Raw genomic sequence first — 22,588 nt, 5'->3', positions numbered from 1 at the left:
TTTTCTTTAAGTGACCACTCGGCTCGCGGTGCTCGGCTCAAGTGAACCGCTTGGGGCGGATTCCGATGGATGCGCCTCGTTGGGTGACCGATGATTACCGCCAACTCCGCCCTTACGCTCACCCGCGCACGCACGACCGCGTCGTTGGCCTGATGTCCAAACTGCCTCGCGGGCGGCTGCTGGAGTGCGCGGCCGGCGAGGGCGGGATGTCGCTCCGCTTGCAATCGCTCGGCTTCGGCGTGGTCGCGTGTGACGTCGATCCGCAGAAGTTCCACGCCGCCGGCGTCCGCTTTTGCCGGGCGGACATCAGCCGGGAACTTCCCTTTGCGAGCGGGTCGTTCGATTACGTGACCTGTCTCGAATCCATCGAACATCTCGAGAATCAGTTCGACTTCATGCGCGAGTGCGCCCGCGTGCTGCGCCCGGGGGGAAAGATCTTGATCACGACGCCCAACATTGCCGGGCTTGCCTCGCGGGTGAAATTTCTGTTCACCGGCTTTTACTCCCTGGTGCGCGAGCCGCTGAACGAGTTCCACAGCCTGCCCTTCCACGGCCACATCCACCCGCTGCCTTTCTACCAGTTGCGCTACCTACTCCACCGCAGCGGCTTCCGCATCCGATACGTGGGGACGGATTTCTACCGGCGCAGTTCGCTTGCCTGGCTTTGGCTCTACCCGCTGATGCGCCTGTTCACGCTCACGACCATGCGGCGGGAGCCCGACCCGCGCCAACGAGAAGCCAACAAGGAAATCCGCAAGCAGTTCAGCTCGCTGGCGCTCCTCCTCGGCCGGACGCAGATCGTGCTCGCGGAAAGACTCGCGTAGCTGCTGCCGCAATGGTCTCATCTCTTTGCTTGCCATTCTGATCGCAGCGAGGAATCCTTGTGGTGAGGGCAGCCGAACCATCTGCGGTTGAGATCCTTCACCCCGATTCCATCGGGGTTCAGGATGACATCGCCATGGGGGCCGCGTCGAATGGGATGGAGCGATGGTAGGATGTGAGCTAACCCTACACAGGGAAGAACCGAATCTCTGAAGCTCAGGAGGTGCACGCCCGATGACTCGAAAAAGCAAGGCTTCCGTGGGCACTGTGGAAGACCTGCTCAAGGGACGCTCGCCGGAAGTGCCCAAGTGGACGATGGCCTTGCGGCGGCTGGTGCACGGGGTCGCGCCCGGGGTCACCGAGCGGGTTTACATGGGCTGGCGTGTGATTATGTATTCGCGCGAGAAAAGTGCCCCGGGAACGGCGACAAAGATGTCAAAAATGTTCTGCGGCATCGGGCCGCTCAAGGATAGCGTCAATTTGTATTTCCACCAGGGCGCCGGGCTGCCCGATCCGGACGGCCTGCTCGAAGGCACCGGCAAGGGCATGCGCCACGTCAAGATCCGCAACGCCGGCCATATCCGCGCCGGCGCAATCAAGAAACTGGTGCGCGCAGCGTACAAGCTGAGTGCTTCTTAGATAAGGTTGCGCCTAAAGCACTTCTAGCAACTGCTCAACGGTGATCTGCGCGTCGCGAAGGATGCGTCGTAACAAGCCTGGTGCCACCGTACTGTGTAAGGGTACTGAAAGTGGCGTGCGGCTGGGGTCGCTCTGGTGACGCAGGCGGACGTGGCTGCCTTTCTGGCGCACCGCCACGTAACCAAACTTTTCGAGGGTTCGGATCAGTTCGTCGCCTGAAACGACGGGAAGCTTGGGACTCATCGCGTGACGATGACGCTTCCCACTAGAAAGTTTGTGGGGTCAGGGATCTGGTCGCCCTTGCTTTCCATTTCTTCAAGGCAGAGTTCGATGGCCTCGCGAATGTTTGCCAGCGCCTCCTCGACCGTGCGACCCTGCGAGTAGCAACCGGGAATGGAGGGGCAAACCACAACGTAGCCGCCGTATTCTTCGTCGCGCTCGAGAAAGACCTTAAAATCCAAAGTTGCCATACCCTGATGCTATCGCAGAGGCTTCTCTGCTGCAAGGCTCCGTCAAGGGCATGCGCCACGTCAAGATCCGCAACGCCGGCCATATCCGCGCCGGCGCAATCAAGAAACTGGTGCGCGCCGCCTACAAACTCAGCGCCGGGTGAGTCGTGGAGCGGGAGGCAAGCCTATCGTTCGAAGGATAAAACCATGGGCAGGGGCCGCAGCTCGCGCTTGATGGGATCGAGGATGAATCCCAGGGCTTCGAGGGAAACCATTCCCAGGAGCACACTGTCGCCCTTTTCCCCGAAGATGACTGGCGACGCGGCCTTGTGTCCGTTCAGGGTGAATTGGGCATCGCCCATTTGACGCGTGATCTTGGTGCCATCAGCCAGAATGAAGCTGCGGCGGGAATGAGATTTGATTCCCAACCTGGCGAGCACCGCTTTTGGCACCACCGAATAGGCGCCGCCCGAGTCCACGAAGAATTTCACTTTTGTCGCCCGCCGTGGCGCCGCCGGGTTGGCAACGGTCGCCTCGATGTAGGTGAGACCCATTTCCTACCTTGTCCTCTTTTTTCATTCTAGCACAGACCGCCAGGAGGACGTGTCGGCTCCTTCGAAAGGTCCTTGGCTTCTAGCGCTCTCGTTGTCAAATTGGTTGACTCGATGGCTTGGCCAAGAGCGATTTCCGCCCGGTCGAGCGCGAGGTGAAAATCCTCTGGCTGCGCTAGCGGTGCTAGGCCAGAATCCCCAGTTGGCTCTCGAGTTCGCGATAGGCGCGCTTGCGTTGGTAGAGGTCTTCCACCTGTGCCAGTTCGACAAAACGCAAACGGTGTTGAATCTCGTGAAAAGTTCCTCCGAGCAACTGATTTGTTGGTGCGTGGTGTTCTTCCTTTCCTACTAGAAAGATGTTGCTGTTCCAGAGGTCGAATGCCTGCTTGAGCTTGCCCATTGCCTCCACCAGATTTCCGCTGATTTGCACCTCAAAGACGAAGCTTGGGACGGAGCGCTGAACGCGACGCCAGACGACATCGAGCCGCCGGATTTCCAGTGGGTACTCTGTGTCAGCCACATATCTCTGGAATCGTCCGATTTCGGCGAGCAGCCATTGTGTGTGGCCGTGTGGATCAGCTGCTGCTGCGGGAACTTCTCCTGTTGTAATTCCGGGTAGCCTCGCTCGGAGACCAACGGGGGTTGCCACTAGTAGCTCTCGTGGTGCCCCGCTGGGGAGTGCGCGCAACAACTCTTGGGCGATGTCCCCTTCCAGGGATTGAAAGCCTGAGCGTGCCCGAGCCTTTAGCTCCGCCAGAACGATTTTCTGCTTCTGCCACGATTCTGGCGGGAAAGACTTCAAGACATCAAACTCGAAACGCAGGGGCCAGATAACCTCATTTCGAGCTCGCTCCTCGGGCCAGAGAGGACTGTTCTGATGGAGTCTGGTTCGGACAATCCCGCACCCGACCACCCCCGCAACAGGAGTCGTAGCATAGAAAAAAACGATGTCGTTACTCTCGGCCAGCGCTTCCCAATAACGCCGTTGAGAAGCTTTCAGGCCCCAGATGTACCCATAGTCGAATGCGGTATACCAGTTTTCAGGAGTCCCGACCGCCAGCCAGAATCGGGTGGTAGGTGCCACGACCGTCTCCCAGGACGGAAGATTACTACAGGATAGTCCTCCGACCTATCAAGAAAAGTGGCAAAACAAGCCATCTCGGGCAAAACAAAAACGGCGGGCATTAAACCCGCCGTTTTGTTTTAACCCTTCAACGACCTACTTTGCCGCGCTGTTACCCGCGCAGGACCATCAGCACCGCAGGTCGAGAAGAAATCAGGCAAACACCAAGCGACCTTTAGGCTTGGGGATGGGGCGGCCCAGTTCTCTGGCCGTGGCCATCCATTCCTGGATGATTATTTCCACGTTGTGCAGCGCTTCTCGATACGTCTTGCCGTCGGCGGCACATCCGGCCAGCTCTGGAACCTCGGCGATAAATGCCTGGTCTTCCTTACTCCAGTAGATAATGACCTCGTACTTAAGCATCGAGTTCTCCTGCTAACCTGTAATTCAGGATAACATGCCGGACCTGCTTGACTGATAGGGTTTGCACTTGGAGCCCTTGCGCTGCAGGTTGAGGATCTCAGCAACTCCATCTTTCGTGAAAATGTGATGGCTGCCGCGAATCCGCTCTTCAAAGCCCAGTCTTCCCAGTAGTTGTCGCATTCCGGTGAATGAGATGTTGGCATCAGCGTTACCGCGGAGGATTTGTTCCAGAATCTTGTCCAGTCGCGTCATACGCTGACTCGCCGGATGCCCACCAGTTCAAGCGAGTTGGCCTTTTGACCCTCGGCTTCGAGACATAACTTAATCACTTCGCGCGTTCGCCCCATCAGGGTGTCCAGGGTTTTCGCCTGGGTGTGGCATCCGGGCAGTGCGAGGACATGAGCGACGCACCAGCCTTCTTCGTCGCGTTCGATGACCACGGTGAATTCCCTCTGGGGTTTCAAGTTCGACCCCCCGCAAGCCCCGAGTTTACCACGGCGGAAAACAAAAACGCCCTGGTCTGCAGACCAGGGCGTTTCATTTTAACCCGGCGACGACCTACTTTCCCACGCCGTTGCCAGCGCAGTAACATCGGCCCTGCGGGGCTTAACTTCCGTGTTCGGGATGGGAACGGGTGTGGCCCCCGCGGTATGATCGCCGGAAACTGAAAACAGAAAACCGAAATTCGAAAAGCGAAAACCGCACTCGGAATTCGATCCTGGAGCCTCGCGACCGATTTTCGAATTTCGATCTTCGAGTTTCGCCCCCGTCCCGAGTCTTGGGGACGGGACTGAATCAGGCTAGCGCCGCAAATTCTCCCATCACGACGCACTGGGAAAGTTTTATGGTCAAGCCGAACGGCCGATTAGTACGGGTAAGCTGCACGCATTACTGCGCTTCCACCTCCCGCCTATCAAACAGGTGGTCTTCCTGTGGCCTTCTTACCCCCCGATTGCTCGGAGGATTGGGAGATCTTATCTTGGGGAGGGTTTCCCGCTTATATGCTTTCAGCGGTTATCCCAACCGAACTTCGCTACCGAGCGATGCCCCTGGCGGAACAGCTCGATCACAAGAGGTTCGTCCACCCCGGTCCTCTCGTACTAAGGGCAGGCCCCCTCAAATCTCCTACGCCCACACCAGATAGGGACCGAACTGTCTCGCGACGTTCTGAACCCAGCTCACGTACCGCTTTAATGGGCGAACAGCCCAACCCTTGGGACCTTCTACAGCCCCAGGATGCGATGAGCCGACATCGAGGTGCCAAACCACCGCGTCGATGTGAACTCTTGGCGGTGATCAGCCTGTTATCCCCGGCGTACCTTTTATCCGTTGAGCGATGGCCCTTCCATGCAGAACCACCGGATCACTAGACCCGACTTTCGTCTCTGCTCGACTTGTGAGTCTCGCAGTCAGTCCGGCTTATGCTCTTACACTCTGCGACTGATTGCCAACCAGTCTGAGCCGAACTTAGGGCGCCTCCGTTACAGTTTGGGAGGCGACCGCCCCAGTCAAACTACCCGCCTGGCCGTGTCCCCCTCCCTGCTAAAGGGAGTAGGTTAGAGCCACAGAACGATCAGGGTGGTATTTCACCGTTGACTCCTCCCGAGCCAAAACCCGGGAATCAAAGTCTCCCACCTATCCTACGCAAACCGACCCATAACTCATGGCCAGGGTGCAGTAAAGGTGCACGGGGTCTTTCCGTCTAGGTGCGGGCAACCGGCGTCTTCACCGGTACCACAAGTTCGCCGAGCCACTAGCCAAGACAGTCGTCCAGTCGTTATGCCATTCGTGCAGGTCGGAACTTACCCGACAAGGAATTTCGCTACCTTAGGACCGTTATAGTTACGGCCGCCGTTCACCGGGGCTTCAGTTCAGGGCTTTTCCCGCCTTGCGGCAGGATGACCCCTTTCTTTAACCTTCCGGCACCGGGCAGGCATCAGCCCCCATACGTCGTTTTTGTGACTTTGCGGAGACCTGTGTTTTTGTTAAACAGTCGCTAGACGCACTTCTCTGCGGCCCAATCTCCCTTGCGGGCGATCGGGCACCCCTTTTTCCGAAGTTACGGGGTTAATTTGCCTAGTTCCTGAGCTAGTGTTCTCTCGAGCGCCTTTGGATATTCTCCTCGTCTACCTGTGTCGGTTTGAGGTACGGATATTCCAGGGACTCCTTAGCGGCTTTTCCTGACAGCGTGGAATCACGGACTTTGTTCCGCTTGCGCGGATGGCGTCAACCCTCAGAGGTAACGACCCGGTGGATTTGCCTGCCGGATCCTCCTTACGGCTGCCGAACTGCATCCATCAGCAGTCTCCGCTATCCTTCTGTGTCCCCGCATCGTGATAACGCCCCTCGAATAGGGACGGAATATTGACCGTCTGTCCATCGGCTACGCCTTTCGGCCTCACCTTAGGAACCGCCTAACCCTGAGCGGATTAACCTTTCTCAGGAAACCTTAGACTTACGGCGAGGAAGGTTCCCACTTCCTTTATCGCTACTTATGCCGGCAGAGTCTCTTCCGTGGCGTTGAGCAGGCCTCTCGGTCTGCCTTCGGACTCCACAGAATGCTCCCCTACCAAATCCGTGGCCCGTGACCGGTGCCCCGTGGCCCGTGGAGACTTGACTTCACGGGTCGCGAGACACGGATCACAGGTCACGGAATTCCGCAGCTTCGGTCGCAGGCTTGAGCCCCGTTGGATTATCGATGCAAAGTCGCTTGACCAGTGAGCTGTTACGCTTTCTTTAAAGGATGGCTGCTTCTAAGCCAACCTCCTGGCTGTCTCGGCAACTCCACGTCCTTTCCCACTTAGCCTGCAGTTAGGGACCTTAGCTGGCGGTCTGGGCTGTTTCCCTTTTGACGATGAAGCTTAGCCCCCACCGTCTGACTCCCGCGCTGCTGTCGGCGGCATTCGGAGTTTGGTTGGATTCGGCAACCTTGGAAGGCCCCTAGTCCATCCAGTGCTCTACCACCGCCGCAGATCGCGCAAGGCTAGCCCTAAAGCTATTTCGGGGAGAACGAGCCATTACGGAATTTGATTAGCCTTTCACCCCTACCCTCAGCTCATCCGAGCTATTTTCAACTAACAACGGTTCGGCCCTCCAGCCGGTATTACCCGGCTTTCAGCCTGGCCAAGGGTAGATCATCCCGCTTCGCGTCTATTACCACGGACTATGCGCCCTGTTCGGACTCGCTTTCGCTACGGCTCGCTTTCGCTTAACCTCGCCCGTGACAATAACTAGCCGGCTCATTAAGCAAGAGGCACGCGGTCAGTTCTGGAAGCCGAAGCCCCCAGAAACCTTCCACTGCTTGTAGGCATGCGGTTTCAGGTTCTCTTTCACTCCCCTCGCAGGGGTGCTTTTCACCTTTCCCTCGCGGTACTGGTTCACTATCGGTCGCCAACGAGTATTTAGCCTTGGAGGATGGTCCCCCCAGATTCCCGCAGGATTTCTCGTGTCCCGCGGTACTCAGGTACCCACTTCGAGTCCGGTCCGTTTTTGCTTACAGGGCTATCACCTTCTATGGCTCCGCTTTCCAGCGGAATTCGGCTAACAGCCGGATTGGTAACTCTACTCACGTGGGCCCTACAACCCCCAGCGTTGCACGCGATGCACAGCATCGCTTCACTTTGCACCGTGCGCGCGGCTATGCGCCGCGTGCAACGCTGGGTTTAGGCTCTTCCGGTTTCGCTCGCCGCTACTCCCGGAATCTCGGTTGATGTCTTTTCCTCCAGGTACTGAGATGGTTCACTTCCCTGGGTTGACTCGCGCCCGCCTATGGATTCAGCGGGCCGTGTGCCGAGTTTATCGGCACGGGTTTCCCCATTCGGAGATCCCCGGATCAAAGCCTGCTTGCGGCTCCCCGAGGCTTATCGGAGCTTGCCCCGTCCTTCGTCGTCTGTTGGCGCCAAGGCATCCCCCGCACGCCCTTAGTAGCTTGACCATAAAACTTACCGAGTGCGTCCCGATTGATAGGGACACGACCCCGGCAAGAAGGTCGCTCCCATCACGAATATTTTCTTCTCGTGATGATTTGAGAACTTGCGGTTATCCCGCCACCAAAAAATGGGCGGGACATTGCCAGCCTGATTCAGTTGTCAAAGAACAAAAAACCCGGCGCTAAGCGCCGGGTCGGTTCGTCCCCTCACGGGAACCTACGACCGAGAGCTTAGCATTTTCAGGAGGTATCCGTAGTCATTCCTCCGAGCTTCTAACCAACCACTCATTATAGCTCTTTTCCCAGGTTCGTCAATACCCTTTGGCCACAATTTCCCATAACTCTCTTTTGCAAGGGGGATGCACCAGGTTGCAGCAAAGCCGGCTCCCAGCCGCCTAGGTCACCCTTGACCAGCCACGTTCCCCGCCCCCTCTCCTGTGGCCCTCCCCCACCAGGAGCCGCGCCGCAGGTCTGTTCTCGAAAGGTCTCCAGGAGTGTCGTTTCAAGTCACAGGTTTTTGTGACGCGCCTAATGTCTCATTAAGCCTGGCCAAAAGCCCATGTTTTTCGAAACCCCAAGAAGGCCCTCTTGGACAAATCGAAGAATGAACGCCTTGCAGGGGCGTGAACGAAAAGGTTTTTGGAACGCGCTTCACAGACGCGGTACCAGATTATTTAGGCTTGACTTCGCTTCCTGCCTTCTCTAGGCTGCCCACTAACGATCCTCTCGGAAAACATCTCTTGAGCGCCTGATGTGGTGCAGGAGGACATCATGGGAAAGATTAACTGGGGACGCGTGTTTCTCGGCGGACTGGTCGCAGGAGTTGTTGCGAATGTGCTCGGGTTCGGGAGTTGGTTCCTCTTCCTCGGGAAAGCCTGGACTGCTGCGATGAAGGCAGCAGGTATGCCAATTCAGGAAGCGGGAAGCTTTTACGTGTTGTGGATTGTTTGGAACTTCGTTATGGGAATCACTGCTGTTTGGCTGTATGCTGCCGTTCGGCCTCGCTTCAGTCCCGGTCCCAAAACGGCGGTGATCGCTGGCTTCGCTTACTGGATCGTAGGCGGCCTACTCCCAACAATCGCTTGGGGCTCTTGGACGAAGCTCCCGACAGGGTTGCTCGCCAAAGACCAGCTGACTTACCTGGTGGTCCTCGTCGTGGCCACGCTAGCCGGGGCGTGGGCGTACAAAGAGGAATAATCTGGGCAAAGCAGGAAGCGCATCTTAGCGTATCAGGTCCTTGATCTGATTTCTCCCGAGGACTTCTACCGGAGGACTTCAGATCGGCCCAGAAACAAAATCTTAAAGACCTGATACCCTCATTCCCTTTCGGCACAGCGGAAGGATTGGCGTGGACTGAATCAAGATTTCGTCTCGCTTAGGAGCGTGCCAAAAGCGGCCTTGCAGCCATTCTCAACACGGGAGGAACCGGGCTCTTAGTCTTTCTCCCAATCAAACATCGGGAAATTCACGCTTGCGCCGCCGTCGATGGTTACCACTTCGCCGTTGATGTAGTCGGCATAGTCGGAGACGAGGAAGGCGGCGAGGTTGGCGAGCTCCCGCGGGTCGCCGAGGCGTCCGGCGGGGATACCCTTCACCATGCGCTCGATGTCTTCTTTTGTGACGAAAAGCCGCGAGGCGGCGCCTTCCGTGGGGAAAGGTCCCGGCGCGACGGCGTTCACTCGGATGTTGTGGCGGCCCCACTCGGCGGCCAGCGTTTTGGTCATGGCCACGACGCCGGCCTTGGCTGCGGCGGAGTGGATCGTTCCTGGATTCCCGGTCGCCCAATACGTGGTCACGATGTTCAAAATTTTTCCATACTTTTGCGCGATCATTTTTTGCCCGACGGCCCGCGAACAGAAAAAGGAGCCGTTCAGGACAATATCCACCACCGCCCGCCAGCCGTTGGGCGAAAGTTTCTCGGCTTTGCAGATGAAATTTCCGGCGGCGTTGTTCACCAGGATGTCCACACGGCCGAATGCCTTCACCGCCTGCTCGACCATGGCGTCCACTTGCTCCGGGACACGCACGTCGGTCGGAATGGCCAGGGCGGTGCCCCCCTGCCTGACGATCTCGGCGCGTGTCGGCTCGAGATGTTCCGGGTTACGGCTGGCGATGGCGATTTTTGCGCCCAACTCGGAAAAGCGCAGGGCAAAGGCGCGGCCCAGTCCGGTGCCGCCGCCGGTGATGATAGCGACGCGATCGCGCAGGATTTTGCCTTCAAACATAGTGGCTCCAAGCTGGTGATTCGCGACCAGTGATCCGTGAAGCGGGATCGTGGTCATTGGCAAGGAAAGCGCAGATTGTAGTCGAGGGGGAGGGGTTTGGGAAAGAGAAGATCTCACCGCCGAGGCGCAGAGATCGCCGAGCTACGGCCTCTTCTCCGCCGGCTTCGCCTCGCCCCGAACCACCCGAAAACCGATGTTAGCCGGATCGGGCACCGTCGCTGCCGCCTTCGCGTCCGCCGGCTGATCGGCGCTGCCGCCCATGGCTTTGGCCGTTCCCGTCCCGCTCTGCGGGATCACCCATTCCGCCACATTACCACCGAGGTCGAATACCAGGTCATCACCGCCCACGCCTTTGAAGCTGCCAACCTCCTTCAACAGCGGCGTGGCGCCGGGTAATTCTTTGACCTTTTGTTGGAACCGCGCGGAATCATCCGGATTGAGGGCGTAGCCCGCCCAGTAGTCGAGTGTGTTCTCACCCGATCCTGCCCTTCCGGCAGGCGGGTGGGCGGCCCGATAGACCGCCCGCATCTCCTCTTCCGCCCCCAGCCGGTAGGTCTGCCCGGTGAGTTTGCCGAGCCAGGCGCAATAAGCTTTGGCGCTTTCGAACGACATGCCGCTCGCGGGGAAGTTCTCTGTGCCGGGGTTAAACTGGTAGGTCTTGTCGAAAGCGGCATACTGCGCCCGGGTTACCTCAAAGCGGCCCAGCTCGAGGCCTTCGTATTTGACGACCTCGGGAATCAGCATTTTCTTTTCGAGGACGCCGTAGTTCAACCCGACCTTCTTGATCTTCTGTCGCTTCAATGCCGCCCCCAACGGAGAATCCTCTTTGAAGGCTTCGTTTTTCGCCGTGATTGTTTGGAAAAGGTATTTGTCAAACCAGGCCAGCTCCTCTTCCACCTTGCGTCGCTGATGGGTGAGCTTGCGCGGGCCGTGGGCTTCGCCCGGGAAAAGGATGAAGCGCACGTCCGTCTGCCCGAGTTGCTGGAGGGTGCGGAAGTGGGTCCAGCCCTGGCTGGTGGGGACGTTGCGGTCTTCCGTGCCGAAAAAGATGATGGTCGGGGTGCGCACGTTTTTCATCTTGAAGACGGGAGATTTGCGAATGTAAAGCTCGGGATCGTCAATCGGGGCCTTTCCGAAATAGTAATTGTCGAAGGCCGCGCCAAAATCCACATTGCCCCAATCGCTGAACCACTCGACATCGCCGGCGCCGGCGGAAGCTGCCTTGTAGCGCGTGCTGTTCACCGTCAGGGCGATCGTCAGGATGGCGCCGTTGCTCCAACCCATCGTTCCCAGCCGGTCGGGATCGACCAGGCCGCGAGCGATCAAAGCGTCCACGCCCTTCTCAATATCGGGAACTTCCAGATCGTAGTACTTTCCCTCACCGATCGACTCGGCCCACTTCAGGCCGTAATTTCCGCTGCCGTGATAATTCGGCTTGAGCACAAAAGCGCCGCGCTGGTTGAGCAAATTGGTGGGCGAGGCCCAATTTTCGTCCCAGGTATCCATGTCGAACCCGGTCGGGCCGCCATGAATGATGAGCGCCAGCGGGTATTTTTTTCCAGGCTCGTACTCGTGAGGATAATAGAGGATTCCCTCCACCTCTTCATCCAACGCGCCTTTCCAGCGGATGACCTCCGCCCTGGCCACCGTCTTTTTCTCTAAGCCCGGATTCAATGCGGTGAGTTGCACCGGCTTGAGGAGTGTGGCCGCTTGGAGCGTCGCCCGGTACCACTGTTCGGGGCGGCTGGCCGTGCTGGTGTTATAGACGAGCGTTTGGCTGTCTTTGCCCAGCACCATGCTGAAGATATTGTTGGCGTGCCCCGATTCTACCGGGGCGTGCTCGCCTTCGATCCAGGCGCGGTGCCACGTATCACCGGTGCGCGTGTAGCGAGCCGGCTTGAACCGGCTGCCGGCGGCCAGCAACGCGATGAAGCCATCGTTGGTGATCTCGTAGTCGAAACCGAGCTCGTTCTCCCACCCCAGGTCCACCTTGACCGCCTTGTCGTCAGCCACGTCGTAGTAGTAAAGCTGGTTGACCGTTGCCTGGCGATAAAGGGGATGGGTGGAATAGCGAGAAATAGCGTAGAAAACCCGGCTGTCGAACGTCCAGCGAATCCCGAACGGGAGAATTTTGCCGTCAGCAAAGAGTTGCTTTCCCTGGCCGGTTGCCACGTCATAAAGGAAGGTCACTGGCTTTACTTTTTCGTCGAACTGGTAGCTCAAGCTGCGGGCATGCACGGTCACAACTCGCTTGCCGTCGGGGGAAACCGCCAGGCTCTGCACCCAATCGTTGTTGCTCGTCACCCGCGCAACCTCTTGCGTCTTCACGTTGATCTTGAACAAGCGCACGGGCGGCGTGTGCGGAGCGTCTTCCACCACCCGCGAGGCGTCTTTCTTCTCTTTGATGCTGCGTTCATAGAGGCTCGGGTCCTCTTCCGCCGCCATCAGGATGGTCCCGGCATCCATCCAATCAAAATCCTTGACACTGCGCTCCGACCTCGTCAGAGGCCAGGGCTCTCCCCCAAAAGGATTCATCAGCCAGAGTTGCGTGGGCGAAGGTTCCGGGGCGGGCTGGCCCTCCTTGGGCTTGGGCAGTGGGCGATTGCTGATGAAGGCGACGAGCTGGCCGTCCGGGGACCACTTCGGGCTGGAATTCCTGTCTGTCCCGCGCGTCAGTTGAATTTCTTTTTTCTCGGTCAAGCTCGAGAGAAACAGGTTCGAGACCATCCCGTCTTTGTCGGCGTCGGGTGTGAGCTTGACCCAGACCGCCCATTTGCTGTCAGGCGAAATGCGAAATTGATCGGCTCGTTCGGTCAGGATGACGTCGTCCACCGTCCACTTCTTGTCCTTTTCGGCGGCCGGGACCGCGCCGGACGCCGTGCCGGGCTGGATCGCGGACTGTCCCCACGCCGTGCCCATACCAGCAACCAAAATAGCAAAAAACAGGAATGCGACCGCGATAACCACCAGCTTTCTCATTCTTTCCTCCTCAACGGCACTCAACCATCTTCCAGGGCATATGTTGGGAGTTCTTCCCCGAGAGCAAACGCTCGGGTGGGCGATGCTCGTCCCGAGAAAATCGGGGCAGGCAAACCGCATAGCGGCGCTTAAGACGAGCCATGCACCGTCGAGTTCATGGCCGAGCTGATGTTAGCCCTATCTCACTTTCCGGTCAAAGCTCCCTCACGCGTGTCATTCTGAGGTCGCCGCGGCGACCGAAGAATCTCACGCCCAGATGCTTCACTTCGTTCAGCATGACATGAATACCGTCCGACGGTCCTTCCAGGTCAAGAAAAAAGATTCTATGGCTTTCGCAGCATTCGTATCAGAGGCGGCTTGGCACTCGCTCGGTCGAAAACCAGACCGCTGGCAATGCCCTCAGCCAACTCACGCCCCCAAAGCTCCTCCACAATGTAGAGCGCGGCATCATAACTCACCACTCCGCCGGCTGAGGTAATCAGCCTGGGCTGGCCCGATTGGCCCGGGTCATCCACCAGCTTGGCGTCCGCCTTTACGATCGCTCGGGGAAAATTTTTCTGAAGCCGGCCGGTATCGGCCGGAAAAGTGGTGGCCCACCGGCCGTCCAGAATGCGAGCCGCGCCCAGCAGAAATGCGCCCCAGCAATTCGCATGGACGATCCTGGCCTTAGCGGATCGTTCGCGGATCCAGGCGATCAGGGCGGGGTCCTGCATGTCTTTTTCGTAGTGTTTTCCGCTCGGCACCACCAGGATGTCCACGTTCGGCGCGTCAGCAAAGGTGCGGTGCGGGATGACCTTAAGCCCTTCCGCCGTCAGCACGGATCCAAGATGCGGGGCCACGGTGAAGACTTCCACCTTCTTCGTGCGGGCTTCGGCGTGCTGGAAAACGTCGAGCGGCGCCACGAACTCCGTGTTGAATACCCCGTCGTAGATCAAGATTCCCACCCGCAACGGTCGCGGCGCCGGTTTCGGCACCTGGGCGGGCAAAACGAAACTTCCGGGCCACCAGCAGAGCCAAGCCAACACCATGACCACACTTCTCGGCTTCAAGTTCGCCTCCGCAAGTTTCGAAATTCGAAACTCGAAAAACGAAAATCGAAAAACGGAACTCCGAAATGAACGGAGAATCATGCGAAAAAACGTACAAGTCATTCATTCTAGCCCATGATGCTCTCCGATGAGCACAAAGAACCGCAAAGCCGCGTTTTCACAGGTGCAATTTGTTTCAAGACACCTTATGCTTATCGCATGCGCATCGTCGTCGGGATTATTCTGGTTGTGCTGGGCCTGCTCGGGTTGATTCTTCCCATCATGCCAGGTTGGGTGTTTCTCATCCCGGGCCTCATTCTCTTGAGCACCAAGTTTACATGGGCAAGAAGGTTGCTCGAGCGGCTGCGCCCGCCCCGGCGGGCCGGCGACGATCCGCGGAAACCCCAGAGCTAATCCCCATAGAAAATAGAAAACAGAAAAGAGAAAAGGGGAAAGCCCTGATTCCCAAGTTCCACTCAGGTTGAAGTGCCAGGGAGCTGCGCGCGATCACGAGGGGAGAAATCGGAAGGAACTAAATCGTGTCTCTGCTGCGGCGAAGGTCTTCCTTGAGGCGCTCCATCTCGCGCTTGAGCTGTTCTTGCTGCTGCTGGAGCTGGCGGCGAATCTCCGGCATTTGCTTGCGAACTTCTTCCTGAGCCTGCCGGATGGCGGGCATCCGCTGGCAGAGTTGTTCCCGGGCAGCAGAAATCTCCGCGGCCTGCTGGCGCAATTCCTCCTGCGCCCGGCGGATGGCGCCATTCGAGGCTTCGAGTTCCCGGGCGATGGCCTGGCGGAGAGCCGCCTTGCTTTCCTCGAGCGCCGCTCTCGCTTCCTTGATCCGCGACTGCATCTCGAGCCGCGCCCGCTCAAGTTGCCGGCGAAGTTCGTCCAGCCACGCTCGCCCGTCACAGGCTCTCTGGGAATAATGGTGGCCTGGTTCTGGGCGGACTTTCTCGCCCGATCCGGGCTCGCGCGGCTCCTGCCCCTGCGCCGAATAGGATTGGCCGACCAGGAAAAGGATGCCCAGGACGAAGAGCGCCAAAGCGTAAAACGGCCTCTCGAGCGGCATATCCACCTCCTCCCTCTTGCCCCTTAGACGCGGTGGCGAGCGAAAGAGTTAGCAAGAAAGGGAAAGTCAACCCTCCGGTAAGATGTTATTCTCTTCCCCTTTCGGAACGAGAGTCCGGCATGAACCGCCCACTCGATCCAGAGCTGAGTAAAGCGGTCGAATTTTTGCGCGGCGCCGACCCGGTGCTCGCCCCCATTATCGCAAAGGTAGGGCCGTGTCGCATCGCCTATCGCCGGCAACGCTTCCACGCGCTGGCTGAGTCCATTCTTTATCAGCAGGTCACGGGCGCGGCCGCTGCTTCGATCTATAAGCGCCTCTGCGCGCTTTACGCCGGCAGGCGATTTCCACGGGCCGCAGCGCTTGCTCGGACACATCCCATGCGGCTGCGTTCCGCCGGCCTATCCCGCCAGAAGCGGCGCTACTTGCTCGATCTCGCCCGTAAAGTTTCAAGCGGCGCCCTCGACCTCAAGACGATTTCCCGCCTGCCCGACGAAGAGGTGATCGAGCAGCTTACCCGGGTGAAGGGGATCGGCCGGTGGACAGCCGAGATGTTTCTTATTTTTTGTCTGAAGCGGCTCGACGTCCTCCCGGTGGATGACCTCGGATTACAAAAGGGGGTGCAAGAGGCCTACGGCTTCCGCTCGCTGCCGGCTGCCCGGACGATCCGGCGGATTGGCGAGGCATGGCGACCGTTTCGCTCGATTGGCACCTGGTATCTCTGGCAGAGCCTCAACAAGAAGGTAGATATGATAGTGACCAGTGATCAGCGACCAGTGCCCGGTGATCAGCGACCGGTGACCGGGCAAGCCACGATTCCTCGGCTCTTGTTTGAAGGCTGAGATCTGAAACCTGGCATGGATATCGGCGGATATCTCAGGTTGCAGATCTCAGGCTTCGATACCAGGGGTTACGAACGGGGGATGCCCTGCTTCGCAACCCAATCTTTCCGAACGCGGCGGGCGGCCGGCCGAAGTCGAAGCTCAGGGCGTCCCACCTGCCGAGTTCCCAGGTAGAGAACGGACAGGAGACCCGCCGCAAAGGCCAGCGCTGTACCGAGAAAGATCCCAACGATTTGTGCGACATGTGCCAGCCCCAGCATCGTCTTGCTCCTCTCAGTTTTTTGAGATGCGGCCTGCCCAACAGAAGATGCACAAATTCGCCGCATCCAACCCAATTCTTTCCGGCGGTCGAGCGAAGTCAACAGCACTTTCGTACCAAACTTTGGTTTTCAGGGGATTGGAGGCTTGGCGTGGGTATTCGGGCGGAGATGAGCGTTCCGGGCTTCGATTGGTGCCAGGGGCCCTATCGGGGGGCTGAGGAGTCATCGTAAGGCCCGGTGGCAACTCTCAGCTCGGTGGTGACGCGGGCGACGGGGTAAACGTTGATCCGCCTGTCCCACCAGGGAGAGCGCTCGTAGAAAAATTCGAGCCTTCGGCGAGCATCGCCGGCAAATTCCTTATCGGTCTCGAGCCTGTCCTCAAATTCTTTTTTGAGTTGCGGGTCACCCGCCAGCATCTCCCGGGCGAGTTTCTCCAGGACATACTCTTCCGCGTACTCCTTCTGCTCAAAGATCGGATCGAAAAAGCCCCAGGAAACAAATCCTTCGCCTGTTTCCGGCTCCAGAAGATAGATGGCAATCTTGGCTGCCGGCTGGTCGAGTCGCACCAGGACGGAACCGGGCGCATAGGTTCGCTTCTCCCGGATGGCTTCCGCCTGGAACGTCACCGGATGCCGGCCCTCGAAGGGTTTCTCCTGCCACTTGACGTCGCGGAAGCGGTAAGACTCGAACTCAGCGCTCAACGGCTCTTTGAGCCGTTCCAGTTCGAGCCCGTGGGCGGCAAGGACTTCGATCACATGGGCCCAGCCCGGCGGGATCAAATAGCCGAGCGGCTGCGCCACCGACTTCTCAACCTGAATCTCTTCGTAGCGAGGGAGGGTGATTTCCATCGGCGCGTTTTCATAGACGATCCGCACCCCGCCCGAGACTTCGCTCAATTCCCGGCGGTATTTCACGCCTTTGAACAATACCGGCGTGCTCGTTTCCCCCACCCGGAAACGCAGCGGGAAGAGAAGCCGGCCAGCGGCGGGACCCGGCCCACGCCCGGCCGCTACGGTTTCTTCATCTCCCTGCCGAACCGCCTGGCGCAACGACTCCGGGTCGCGGTTCACTTCCTCGAGGATCAGCCGCAGGAGGTCATAGGTCGCCAGGACCCGCGTGCGATAATCCTTGAGCATGTGGGTCTCAATCAGAAACGCCACGCGGTTTTGAAGCGCTGCATAACCGGTGGAAAAGCGCGGCCCGCCCAGGCCGCCCTGCAGGCCCTTGCTCGGGTCTCGGTCATCGCGCAAGAAGATGAAAGGGGCGGCAAGATGACCCGCCCGCTCGAGGGCGGGAATCACGCGCTGGACGAGGTGTTCGGTCGCCCAGCGCGTCGCCGAAGCCGCCGCATTGATCTGGTTTTCGACCAGATAAGTCACGTCGTATTGGAAGTCAGCGCCGTCGGTCACATGGCTGTCGATAAACAGGTCGGGCCGCCAGGCGGAGAAGAGCTTGAGCCAGGCGCGAGTTTCCGGGGCATCGGCTTTCATGTAGTCGCGGTTGAGGTTCAGATTCCTCGCCGTCACCCGCCAACCCTGCTCGGCCGGGCCATTCTGGTTGATGCGGTTCCAGGCGCCGAAGCGCTCGTGCCCGTCCACATTGTAGATGGGGATGACCAGCAGAATCGCGTGGTCGAGCAGCGAGGCAAACTGCTTGGTGATGACCGTCTCGCGCAGCAGCATCAGGCTCGCGTCCTTGCCGTCTATTTCCCCCGCATGGATGCCGTTTTGGACCAGGACGACGGCCTTGCCGCTCTTGGCGGCCGCCGCCGGATCGAACGCCTGCTCTTTCGAAGCGATGACCAGCGGAAGCTCTCTCCCTTCGCCGCTCTTGCCAAACGAGGTGAGCCGAATCCACGGCGAAGCTTTTTCGAGCCGCCGGCAATAGTCCATCGTCTCGTCATAGCGCGCCGTCTCGCGAAACTCGGTGCGCTCGGCCCTGGTAAGCCATTCTCCCGGTGCGCCCTTTTGGCCGGCGGTGCCGCCGATGGGCAGAGCGAGCCGGAGAAGGACCCATCCAGAAAGGAGCCGCAAAAGCTGCCGGCGGTGCATGAAAACCTCCTGTCGAATCAGAAACGGAGGAATCCCAGGAAGAACAAAGAGGCTATTCTACTGCGAAGCGGATGGGGCAATGGGATAAAAGAGTGTTCGGACGCCACCCTTGCTTCGCAAGGATTGGCGCACCCCAAACCAGGGGAAGGTGAGCGCGGACTATCCCGGAGGGTTGCGCGTCCCGAGGCTTCGGGAGAGAGGGAAGCCGCGCTGGCGCCAGACGTCAAAGCCTCCGGCAAGAGGCGTGCTCTGAAGAATACGCCCTTGGATGGAGCCTTTAGCGGCCCAGGTCGTTCCGGACCACGGCGCCGCCTTTCATCACAAAGCCGACTCGCTCGAGCAATGTGACGTCGGCCAGCGGATCTCCCGCGACGGCGATCAAATCGGCGAACTTGCCCGGCTCCAGCGCCCCCACGCGGTCGGCCCAGCCGAGCAGCTCGGCGGCGTGGAGGGTGGCAGCCTGGATGGCTTCGAGCGGCGACATGCCGTGGCGCACCATATAGGCGAACTGCTTGGCATTATCGCCGTGGAGAAAGACTCCGGCATCGGTACCGAAGACGATGCGGGCGCCGGCCTGGTGGGCTCGGGCAAAGTTCGCCGGCCGCAGCTGCGCCATCTGGCGCGACTTTTCGATAGACTCGGGCAGGATCCCCACCTCCGCGCCCTTTTCCAGGATGAAAACGGAGGTGTAAAGATTCACCACCAGGTAGGTGCCGCGCTCGCGGGCCAGACGGATGCCCTCGTCGTCGATCAGGCTGGCGTGCTCGATCGAGTCCACGCCGGCGCGGATGGCGGCCTTGATGCCGGCGGCGCCGTGGGCGTGGGCGGCCACCCTCCGGCCCAGCGTGTGGGCTTCGTCCACCAGTGCCTGCATCTCTTCCAGCGTGTACTGCTGCGTGCCGGGCAGGTCGCCCTTGGAGAGGACACCGCCGGTGGCGCAGAACTTGATCAGATCAGCGCCGTACTTGATCACCTCGCGCACCTTGGCGCGCACCGCCCAGGGACCGTCGGCGACGCCGGCGGCGCGGTGGTGGTACTCGGCAGGCAGCAGGTTCTCGTCGCAATGGCCCCCGGTGATCCCCAGCGCTGGCCCCGACACCAGCATCCGCGGGCCCAAAATCTCGCCGTCATTGATGGCGTCGCGCAAAGCCACGTCCGAGTAACCGTCGGCGCCGACGTTGCGCACGGTCGTGAAGCCGGCCAGGAGCGTGCGACGGGCGTTGAGCACGCCATAGAGGGTCTCGCGCGGCACGGAAATCCCCAGGGCGCGGTAGCCGTGGAAGCGATGGTCACTGGTGAGGTGATCGTGGGCATCAATCAGGCCGGGCAGGACGGTGGCGCGGCTGAGATCAACAACGGTGGCGCCCGACGGCAGCCTGACCTGGCTAGCCGACGCAACCTGCTCGATGCGCTCTCCACGAATCACAATCATCTGGTCGGTCAGCACCCGACCCGAGCCCACGTCGAGAACTCTTCCGGCCTGGACATAGAGCCGCGGTGGTTCCTCGGCCCAGGCCAGGGCGGCCAGCAAGAACAAGCAACCGGCGAAGACAGGCTGGCGGCGCATACTGCCTCCTGAATTGGTTTGGCTGAACAGGGCGCGATTCTAACACCAAAGCAGCCGTGATTCGGATGTCTGCTATCAGCCGGTTTCTCCATCATTTTTGACCGACCTTGGTGGCTATGCTAAATTGGAACAGGTCAACGCCATAGCAAGCAGGTACGAGTCGGCAGGAAGACTCGATTGACCTTCGCTGGGTGGCGCTCGGCGCCGGGCGCGTAGTTAAACGGGATAACACTGGCTTTGCAAGCCAGGATTACGGGTTCGATTCCCGTCGCGTCCACCAAACCCCACCATTAGAGAAAGCGAAACTCGAAAACCGAAATTCAAAAATCGCAACCAAGAAACGCTCGACAAACCTATTTCTTCTCCTCTGATTTCTTAATTCTGACTTCTATTTTCCAGATCACTCGTACCGCAAAGCCTCTACCGGGTCGAGCCTGGCAGCCCGGACGGCGGGGAAAAGTCCGCTCAATAGGCCGATGACGATCAAGATGCCGCTCGAGAGGAGGAGGGTGGCCGCCGAGATGCGCAAATGGATGTCGCCCTTACCCGAAGCGTCCTCATACATCGGGCCCAGAAAAGGAAGCGAGTCGATGGCTCCGGCAACGGCGAAGGAAAGCGCCATGCCGATTATGCCGCCCCCAACCGTCAGCACCAGGGCTTCCCAGAGAAATTGCGTGAGGATCTGCCGCCGGGTGGCGCCCATAGCCCGGCGAATCCCGATTTCGCGGGTGCGCTCAGAGACCGAAACGAGCATGATGTTCATCACGCCCACGCTGCCGATGCTCAGGGTGAGGATGCCGATGAACGTCAGCAGAAACTCTATCCCGATGGTGATGCCGTCAATCACCGGCCGAAATTGCTCGCGGCCGAACATGCGCATGGCCATCTTATCTCCCGGCTGAAAGCCTTGCCGCTTGGCCACCGCCGCCCGCACCTGCTCCATCGCCGCCGGCTCCATCGAGGGGGCAACCGGCATGAAGACGATTACACTCAGGTATTTCGCGTTCCAGATATCCCCGGCCGTGGTGAAGGGGATGAAGCCGCAGTTGTCATCGGAGGTGAAATAGTTGGAAAACTGAATCTTTTTTTCCATGGTGCCGATGACGAGGAAGCGCACGCCGTTAATGGCAATCGTCTGGCCGACGGCGGAGGAAGAGCCAAACAGCCTGGTTTTGATCTCCTCGCCCAGAACAACCACCCGGCGATGTTGCAGCATGTCTTCGCTCGAGAAAAAGCGGCCTTCGCTCGGCACCTCGTTGCGCATTTCGGAATAGACGGGATAGACGCCGCGGACGCCGATGGAATGGGTGCGGTCGCCGCGTCTTGCCTCGGTGCGTCGAAAAAGTTCCGGGCTCACCGCCTTGACCAGCGTGCACTGCTCCTCGATGGCCTTCACGTCTTCAATCTGAAACCGGATGGGCCGCCCGGCGCGCTGCCCGCCGGCCTGCTCCGATGTCTGCCCGGGCCAGCAGATGACCGCGCTCCGGCCAAAGGCCTCAAAGGCGCGCACGATGGCAAAACGAAAGCCATCGCCGTAGGCAATCAGGATCGTCACCGCCACGATGCCCCAGATGATGCCGAGCGTGGTCAGAACCGAGCGCACCGTGTGATGCCGCAATGCCTCCCACGCCTGCTTGAGAATGTCGAGAAACATAGGGTTCACCCTGAAGGGAGCGCTACCTCTCTCCCTCGTTAGGCTTCAAAGCGAAGCGCCTCCACCGGCGTCAGCAGCGACGCTTTCCACGCCGGATAGAGGCCCGAACCGATTCCGACCAGCGCCAGCGCCGCCGCTGAACCGACCAGCGCCGTGGGCGTGACCAGCAAGCCGGCAAAATACTGCGGCATCGGAATCAAGTTGACCAGCCGGCAAATCACCAGCGCCACCCCGATCCCCGCCCCGCCGCTCAGCCCGACGAGCAACAACGCCTCAGAAAAAAACTGGACCAGGATGTTGTGCCGGGTGGCGCCGAGCGATTTGCGCAGTCCGATCTCCTGCGTCCGCTCCCGCACCGCCACCAGCATGATGTTCATTACGCCGATACCGCCCAAAAAAAGCGTGGTCACTCCCACCGCCCCCAGGAAATACTTCATCCCGTCGGTCAACTGGGCAAAGAGCTTGGCCTCTTTCACCGTGTCCCAGATCGGAACCGCCTCCTTGTCGTGAGGATCAAAGTTGTGCATCCGCGCCAGGCCCGAGCGCACTTGCCACTCGCACGCCTCATGCTGCTCGTAGGATTTGGGTGTCACGATCAGCCGGTCCACCGTGTAATGCGTGCCCGGCGGCGGGTCGGGGAAGTCGCGCCGCACCGCGCTGAACGGAACAAAGATCTTGCTGTTGTCCGGGCCGTCGTAGTTGGAATCCTGATCCTTTTTTTCGACCAGGCCGATCACTTGATAGGGAAAGTCGCCCACGCGGAGGGTCGCGTCGAGCGCCGGCCGGGTGCCAAACAGTTGCCGCCGGACTTCGTCGCCGAGGATGGCCACCCGGCGGCCCTCGGCTAGGTCTTCGGTGTTATAGAAGCGTCCCTCGGCGAGCTTGATGGTGCGGATCTCCTGAAAAACAGGGTGGGAACCAGTCACGTTGAACCGGCCGGAGTTGAAATCGCTGCGCACGTTTGCCGGATTGCCCAGCTCCGGCACCACGTGCCGGCAATCGGGGCAGGAGTCGCGCACGGCAGCAAAATCAGCATCTACG

Annotated in this window: 20 protein-coding genes, 1 tRNA gene and 2 rRNA genes; 6 read left to right on the top strand and 17 right to left on the bottom strand. The window is 59.5% G+C overall.

The features are described 5' to 3' along the window. The first annotated feature begins 65 nt into the window (after positions 1-65). Both VIH17_05465 and VIH17_05460 read left to right on the top strand, forming a co-directional pair. Positions 66-824 (top strand): methyltransferase domain-containing protein, encoded by a 759-nt coding sequence (locus tag VIH17_05465; protein ID HEY4682681.1) that lies wholly within the window; start codon positions 66-68, stop codon positions 822-824. Positions 825-1,056: 232 nt separating this feature from the next. Beyond that, positions 1,057-1,461 (top strand): DUF1801 domain-containing protein, encoded by a 405-nt coding sequence (locus VIH17_05460; GenBank protein ID HEY4682680.1) that lies wholly within the window; start codon positions 1,057-1,059, stop codon positions 1,459-1,461. A 12-nt stretch (positions 1,462-1,473) separates the two neighbouring features. Here the strand turns inward: VIH17_05460 and VIH17_05455 are convergent, their stop codons facing one another. The 9 genes from VIH17_05455 to VIH17_05415 all read right to left on the bottom strand — a co-directional run bounded on the left by VIH17_05455 (position 1,474) and on the right by VIH17_05415 (position 7,881). Next, positions 1,474-1,704 carry a type II toxin-antitoxin system HicA family toxin gene (locus tag VIH17_05455; GenBank protein HEY4682679.1) on the bottom strand — a complete coding sequence of 77 codons (231 nt, stop codon included), beginning with the start codon at positions 1,702-1,704 and terminating at the stop codon, positions 1,474-1,476. Further along, positions 1,701-1,931, bottom strand: coding sequence for a type II toxin-antitoxin system HicB family antitoxin (locus tag VIH17_05450; GenBank protein HEY4682678.1), 231 nt, complete (start codon positions 1,929-1,931; stop codon positions 1,701-1,703). Before VIH17_05450 ends, VIH17_05455 begins: the two co-directional genes overlap by 4 nt. Positions 1,932-2,095: 164 nt before the next feature. Continuing rightward, positions 2,096-2,464: a retroviral-like aspartic protease family protein gene (locus VIH17_05445; GenBank protein HEY4682677.1), complete on the bottom strand. Its 369-nt coding sequence runs from the start codon at positions 2,462-2,464 to the stop codon at positions 2,096-2,098. Between the two features lie 181 nt (positions 2,465-2,645). Next, positions 2,646-2,981 (bottom strand): hypothetical protein, encoded by a 336-nt coding sequence (locus VIH17_05440; GenBank protein ID HEY4682676.1) that lies wholly within the window; start codon positions 2,979-2,981, stop codon positions 2,646-2,648. Positions 2,982-3,737: 756 nt separating this feature from the next. After that, the gene (locus VIH17_05435; protein ID HEY4682675.1) at positions 3,738-3,947 is read right to left on the bottom strand and encodes a type II toxin-antitoxin system HicB family antitoxin; all 210 of its coding nucleotides are present in this window, start codon (positions 3,945-3,947) and stop codon (positions 3,738-3,740) included. 24 nt (positions 3,948-3,971) lie between these two features. Next, the gene (locus VIH17_05430; GenBank protein HEY4682674.1) at positions 3,972-4,199 is read right to left on the bottom strand and encodes a type II toxin-antitoxin system HicA family toxin; all 228 of its coding nucleotides are present in this window, start codon (positions 4,197-4,199) and stop codon (positions 3,972-3,974) included. Beyond that, on the bottom strand, positions 4,196-4,411 hold the full coding sequence (locus VIH17_05425; protein ID HEY4682673.1) for a type II toxin-antitoxin system HicB family antitoxin: 216 nt from the start codon (positions 4,409-4,411) through the stop codon (positions 4,196-4,198). The genes VIH17_05430 and VIH17_05425 overlap by 4 nt, the downstream gene beginning before the upstream one ends. Before the next feature lie 81 nt (positions 4,412-4,492). Further along, a 5S ribosomal RNA gene (gene rrf, locus VIH17_05420) occupies positions 4,493-4,609 on the bottom strand. Between the two features lie 182 nt (positions 4,610-4,791). Further along, positions 4,792-7,881 (bottom strand): 23S ribosomal RNA (locus tag VIH17_05415). A gap of 765 nt (positions 7,882-8,646) precedes the next feature. On the opposite strand from VIH17_05415, the gene VIH17_05410 reads away from it, so the two are divergent. Beyond that, a complete protein-coding gene (locus tag VIH17_05410) occupies positions 8,647-9,072 on the top strand; it encodes a hypothetical protein (GenBank protein HEY4682672.1) in 426 nt (141 codons plus the stop codon). Between the two features lie 236 nt (positions 9,073-9,308). Here the strand turns inward: VIH17_05410 and VIH17_05405 are convergent, their stop codons facing one another. From VIH17_05405 to VIH17_05395, 3 genes are all read right to left on the bottom strand, one after another. Then, entirely contained in the window at positions 9,309-10,100 is a 792-nt protein-coding gene (locus VIH17_05405; GenBank protein HEY4682671.1) for an SDR family oxidoreductase, read from the bottom strand. A 141-nt stretch (positions 10,101-10,241) separates the two neighbouring features. Continuing rightward, entirely contained in the window at positions 10,242-13,079 is a 2,838-nt protein-coding gene (locus VIH17_05400) for a prolyl oligopeptidase family serine peptidase (protein HEY4682670.1), read from the bottom strand. Between the two features lie 323 nt (positions 13,080-13,402). After that, the gene (locus VIH17_05395) at positions 13,403-14,128 is read right to left on the bottom strand and encodes a DJ-1/PfpI family protein (GenBank protein ID HEY4682669.1); all 726 of its coding nucleotides are present in this window, start codon (positions 14,126-14,128) and stop codon (positions 13,403-13,405) included. 198 nt (positions 14,129-14,326) lie between these two features. Here VIH17_05395 and VIH17_05390 point away from each other — a divergent pair, with 198 nt between their 5' ends. Then, positions 14,327-14,521, top strand: a complete 195-nt coding sequence (locus VIH17_05390) for a PGPGW domain-containing protein (GenBank protein HEY4682668.1) — start codon at positions 14,327-14,329, stop codon at positions 14,519-14,521. Positions 14,522-14,639: 118 nt separating this feature from the next. On the opposite strand, the gene VIH17_05385 is transcribed toward VIH17_05390, so the two are convergent. Beyond that, complete coding sequence (locus VIH17_05385) at positions 14,640-15,176, bottom strand: hypothetical protein (GenBank protein HEY4682667.1); 537 nt, start codon at positions 15,174-15,176, stop codon at positions 14,640-14,642. 119 nt (positions 15,177-15,295) lie between these two features. On the opposite strand from VIH17_05385, the gene VIH17_05380 reads away from it, so the two are divergent. Continuing rightward, positions 15,296-16,015 carry a DNA-3-methyladenine glycosylase gene (locus tag VIH17_05380; protein ID HEY4682666.1) on the top strand — a complete coding sequence of 240 codons (720 nt, stop codon included), beginning with the start codon at positions 15,296-15,298 and terminating at the stop codon, positions 16,013-16,015. Between the two features lie 463 nt (positions 16,016-16,478). Here the strand turns inward: VIH17_05380 and VIH17_05375 are convergent, their stop codons facing one another. Next, positions 16,479-18,326, bottom strand: coding sequence for a M14 family metallopeptidase (locus VIH17_05375; protein ID HEY4682665.1), 1,848 nt, complete (start codon positions 18,324-18,326; stop codon positions 16,479-16,481). 277 nt (positions 18,327-18,603) lie between these two features. Continuing rightward, positions 18,604-19,893, bottom strand: coding sequence for an amidohydrolase family protein (locus VIH17_05370; protein ID HEY4682664.1), 1,290 nt, complete (start codon positions 19,891-19,893; stop codon positions 18,604-18,606). Positions 19,894-20,099: 206 nt separating this feature from the next. Here VIH17_05370 and VIH17_05365 point away from each other — a divergent pair. Next, positions 20,100-20,173 (top strand) — tRNA-Ala (locus VIH17_05365). Between the two features lie 120 nt (positions 20,174-20,293). Here VIH17_05365 and VIH17_05360 read toward each other — a convergent pair. Both VIH17_05360 and VIH17_05355 read right to left on the bottom strand, forming a co-directional pair. Next, positions 20,294-21,547, bottom strand: coding sequence for an ABC transporter permease (locus VIH17_05360; protein HEY4682663.1), 1,254 nt, complete (start codon positions 21,545-21,547; stop codon positions 20,294-20,296). 38 nt (positions 21,548-21,585) lie between these two features. After that, positions 21,586-22,588: ABC transporter permease (locus tag VIH17_05355; protein ID HEY4682662.1), on the bottom strand; the 1,003-nt coding region annotated here is incomplete at its 5' end.

The sequence above is a fragment of the Candidatus Acidiferrales bacterium genome, assembly GCA_036514995.1.
Taxonomy (GTDB): Bacteria; Acidobacteriota; Terriglobia; order Acidiferrales; family DATBWB01; genus DATBWB01.
Note: the sequence above shows the minus strand (reverse complement) of the source record. Positions and strands in the feature narration are given on the sequence as shown.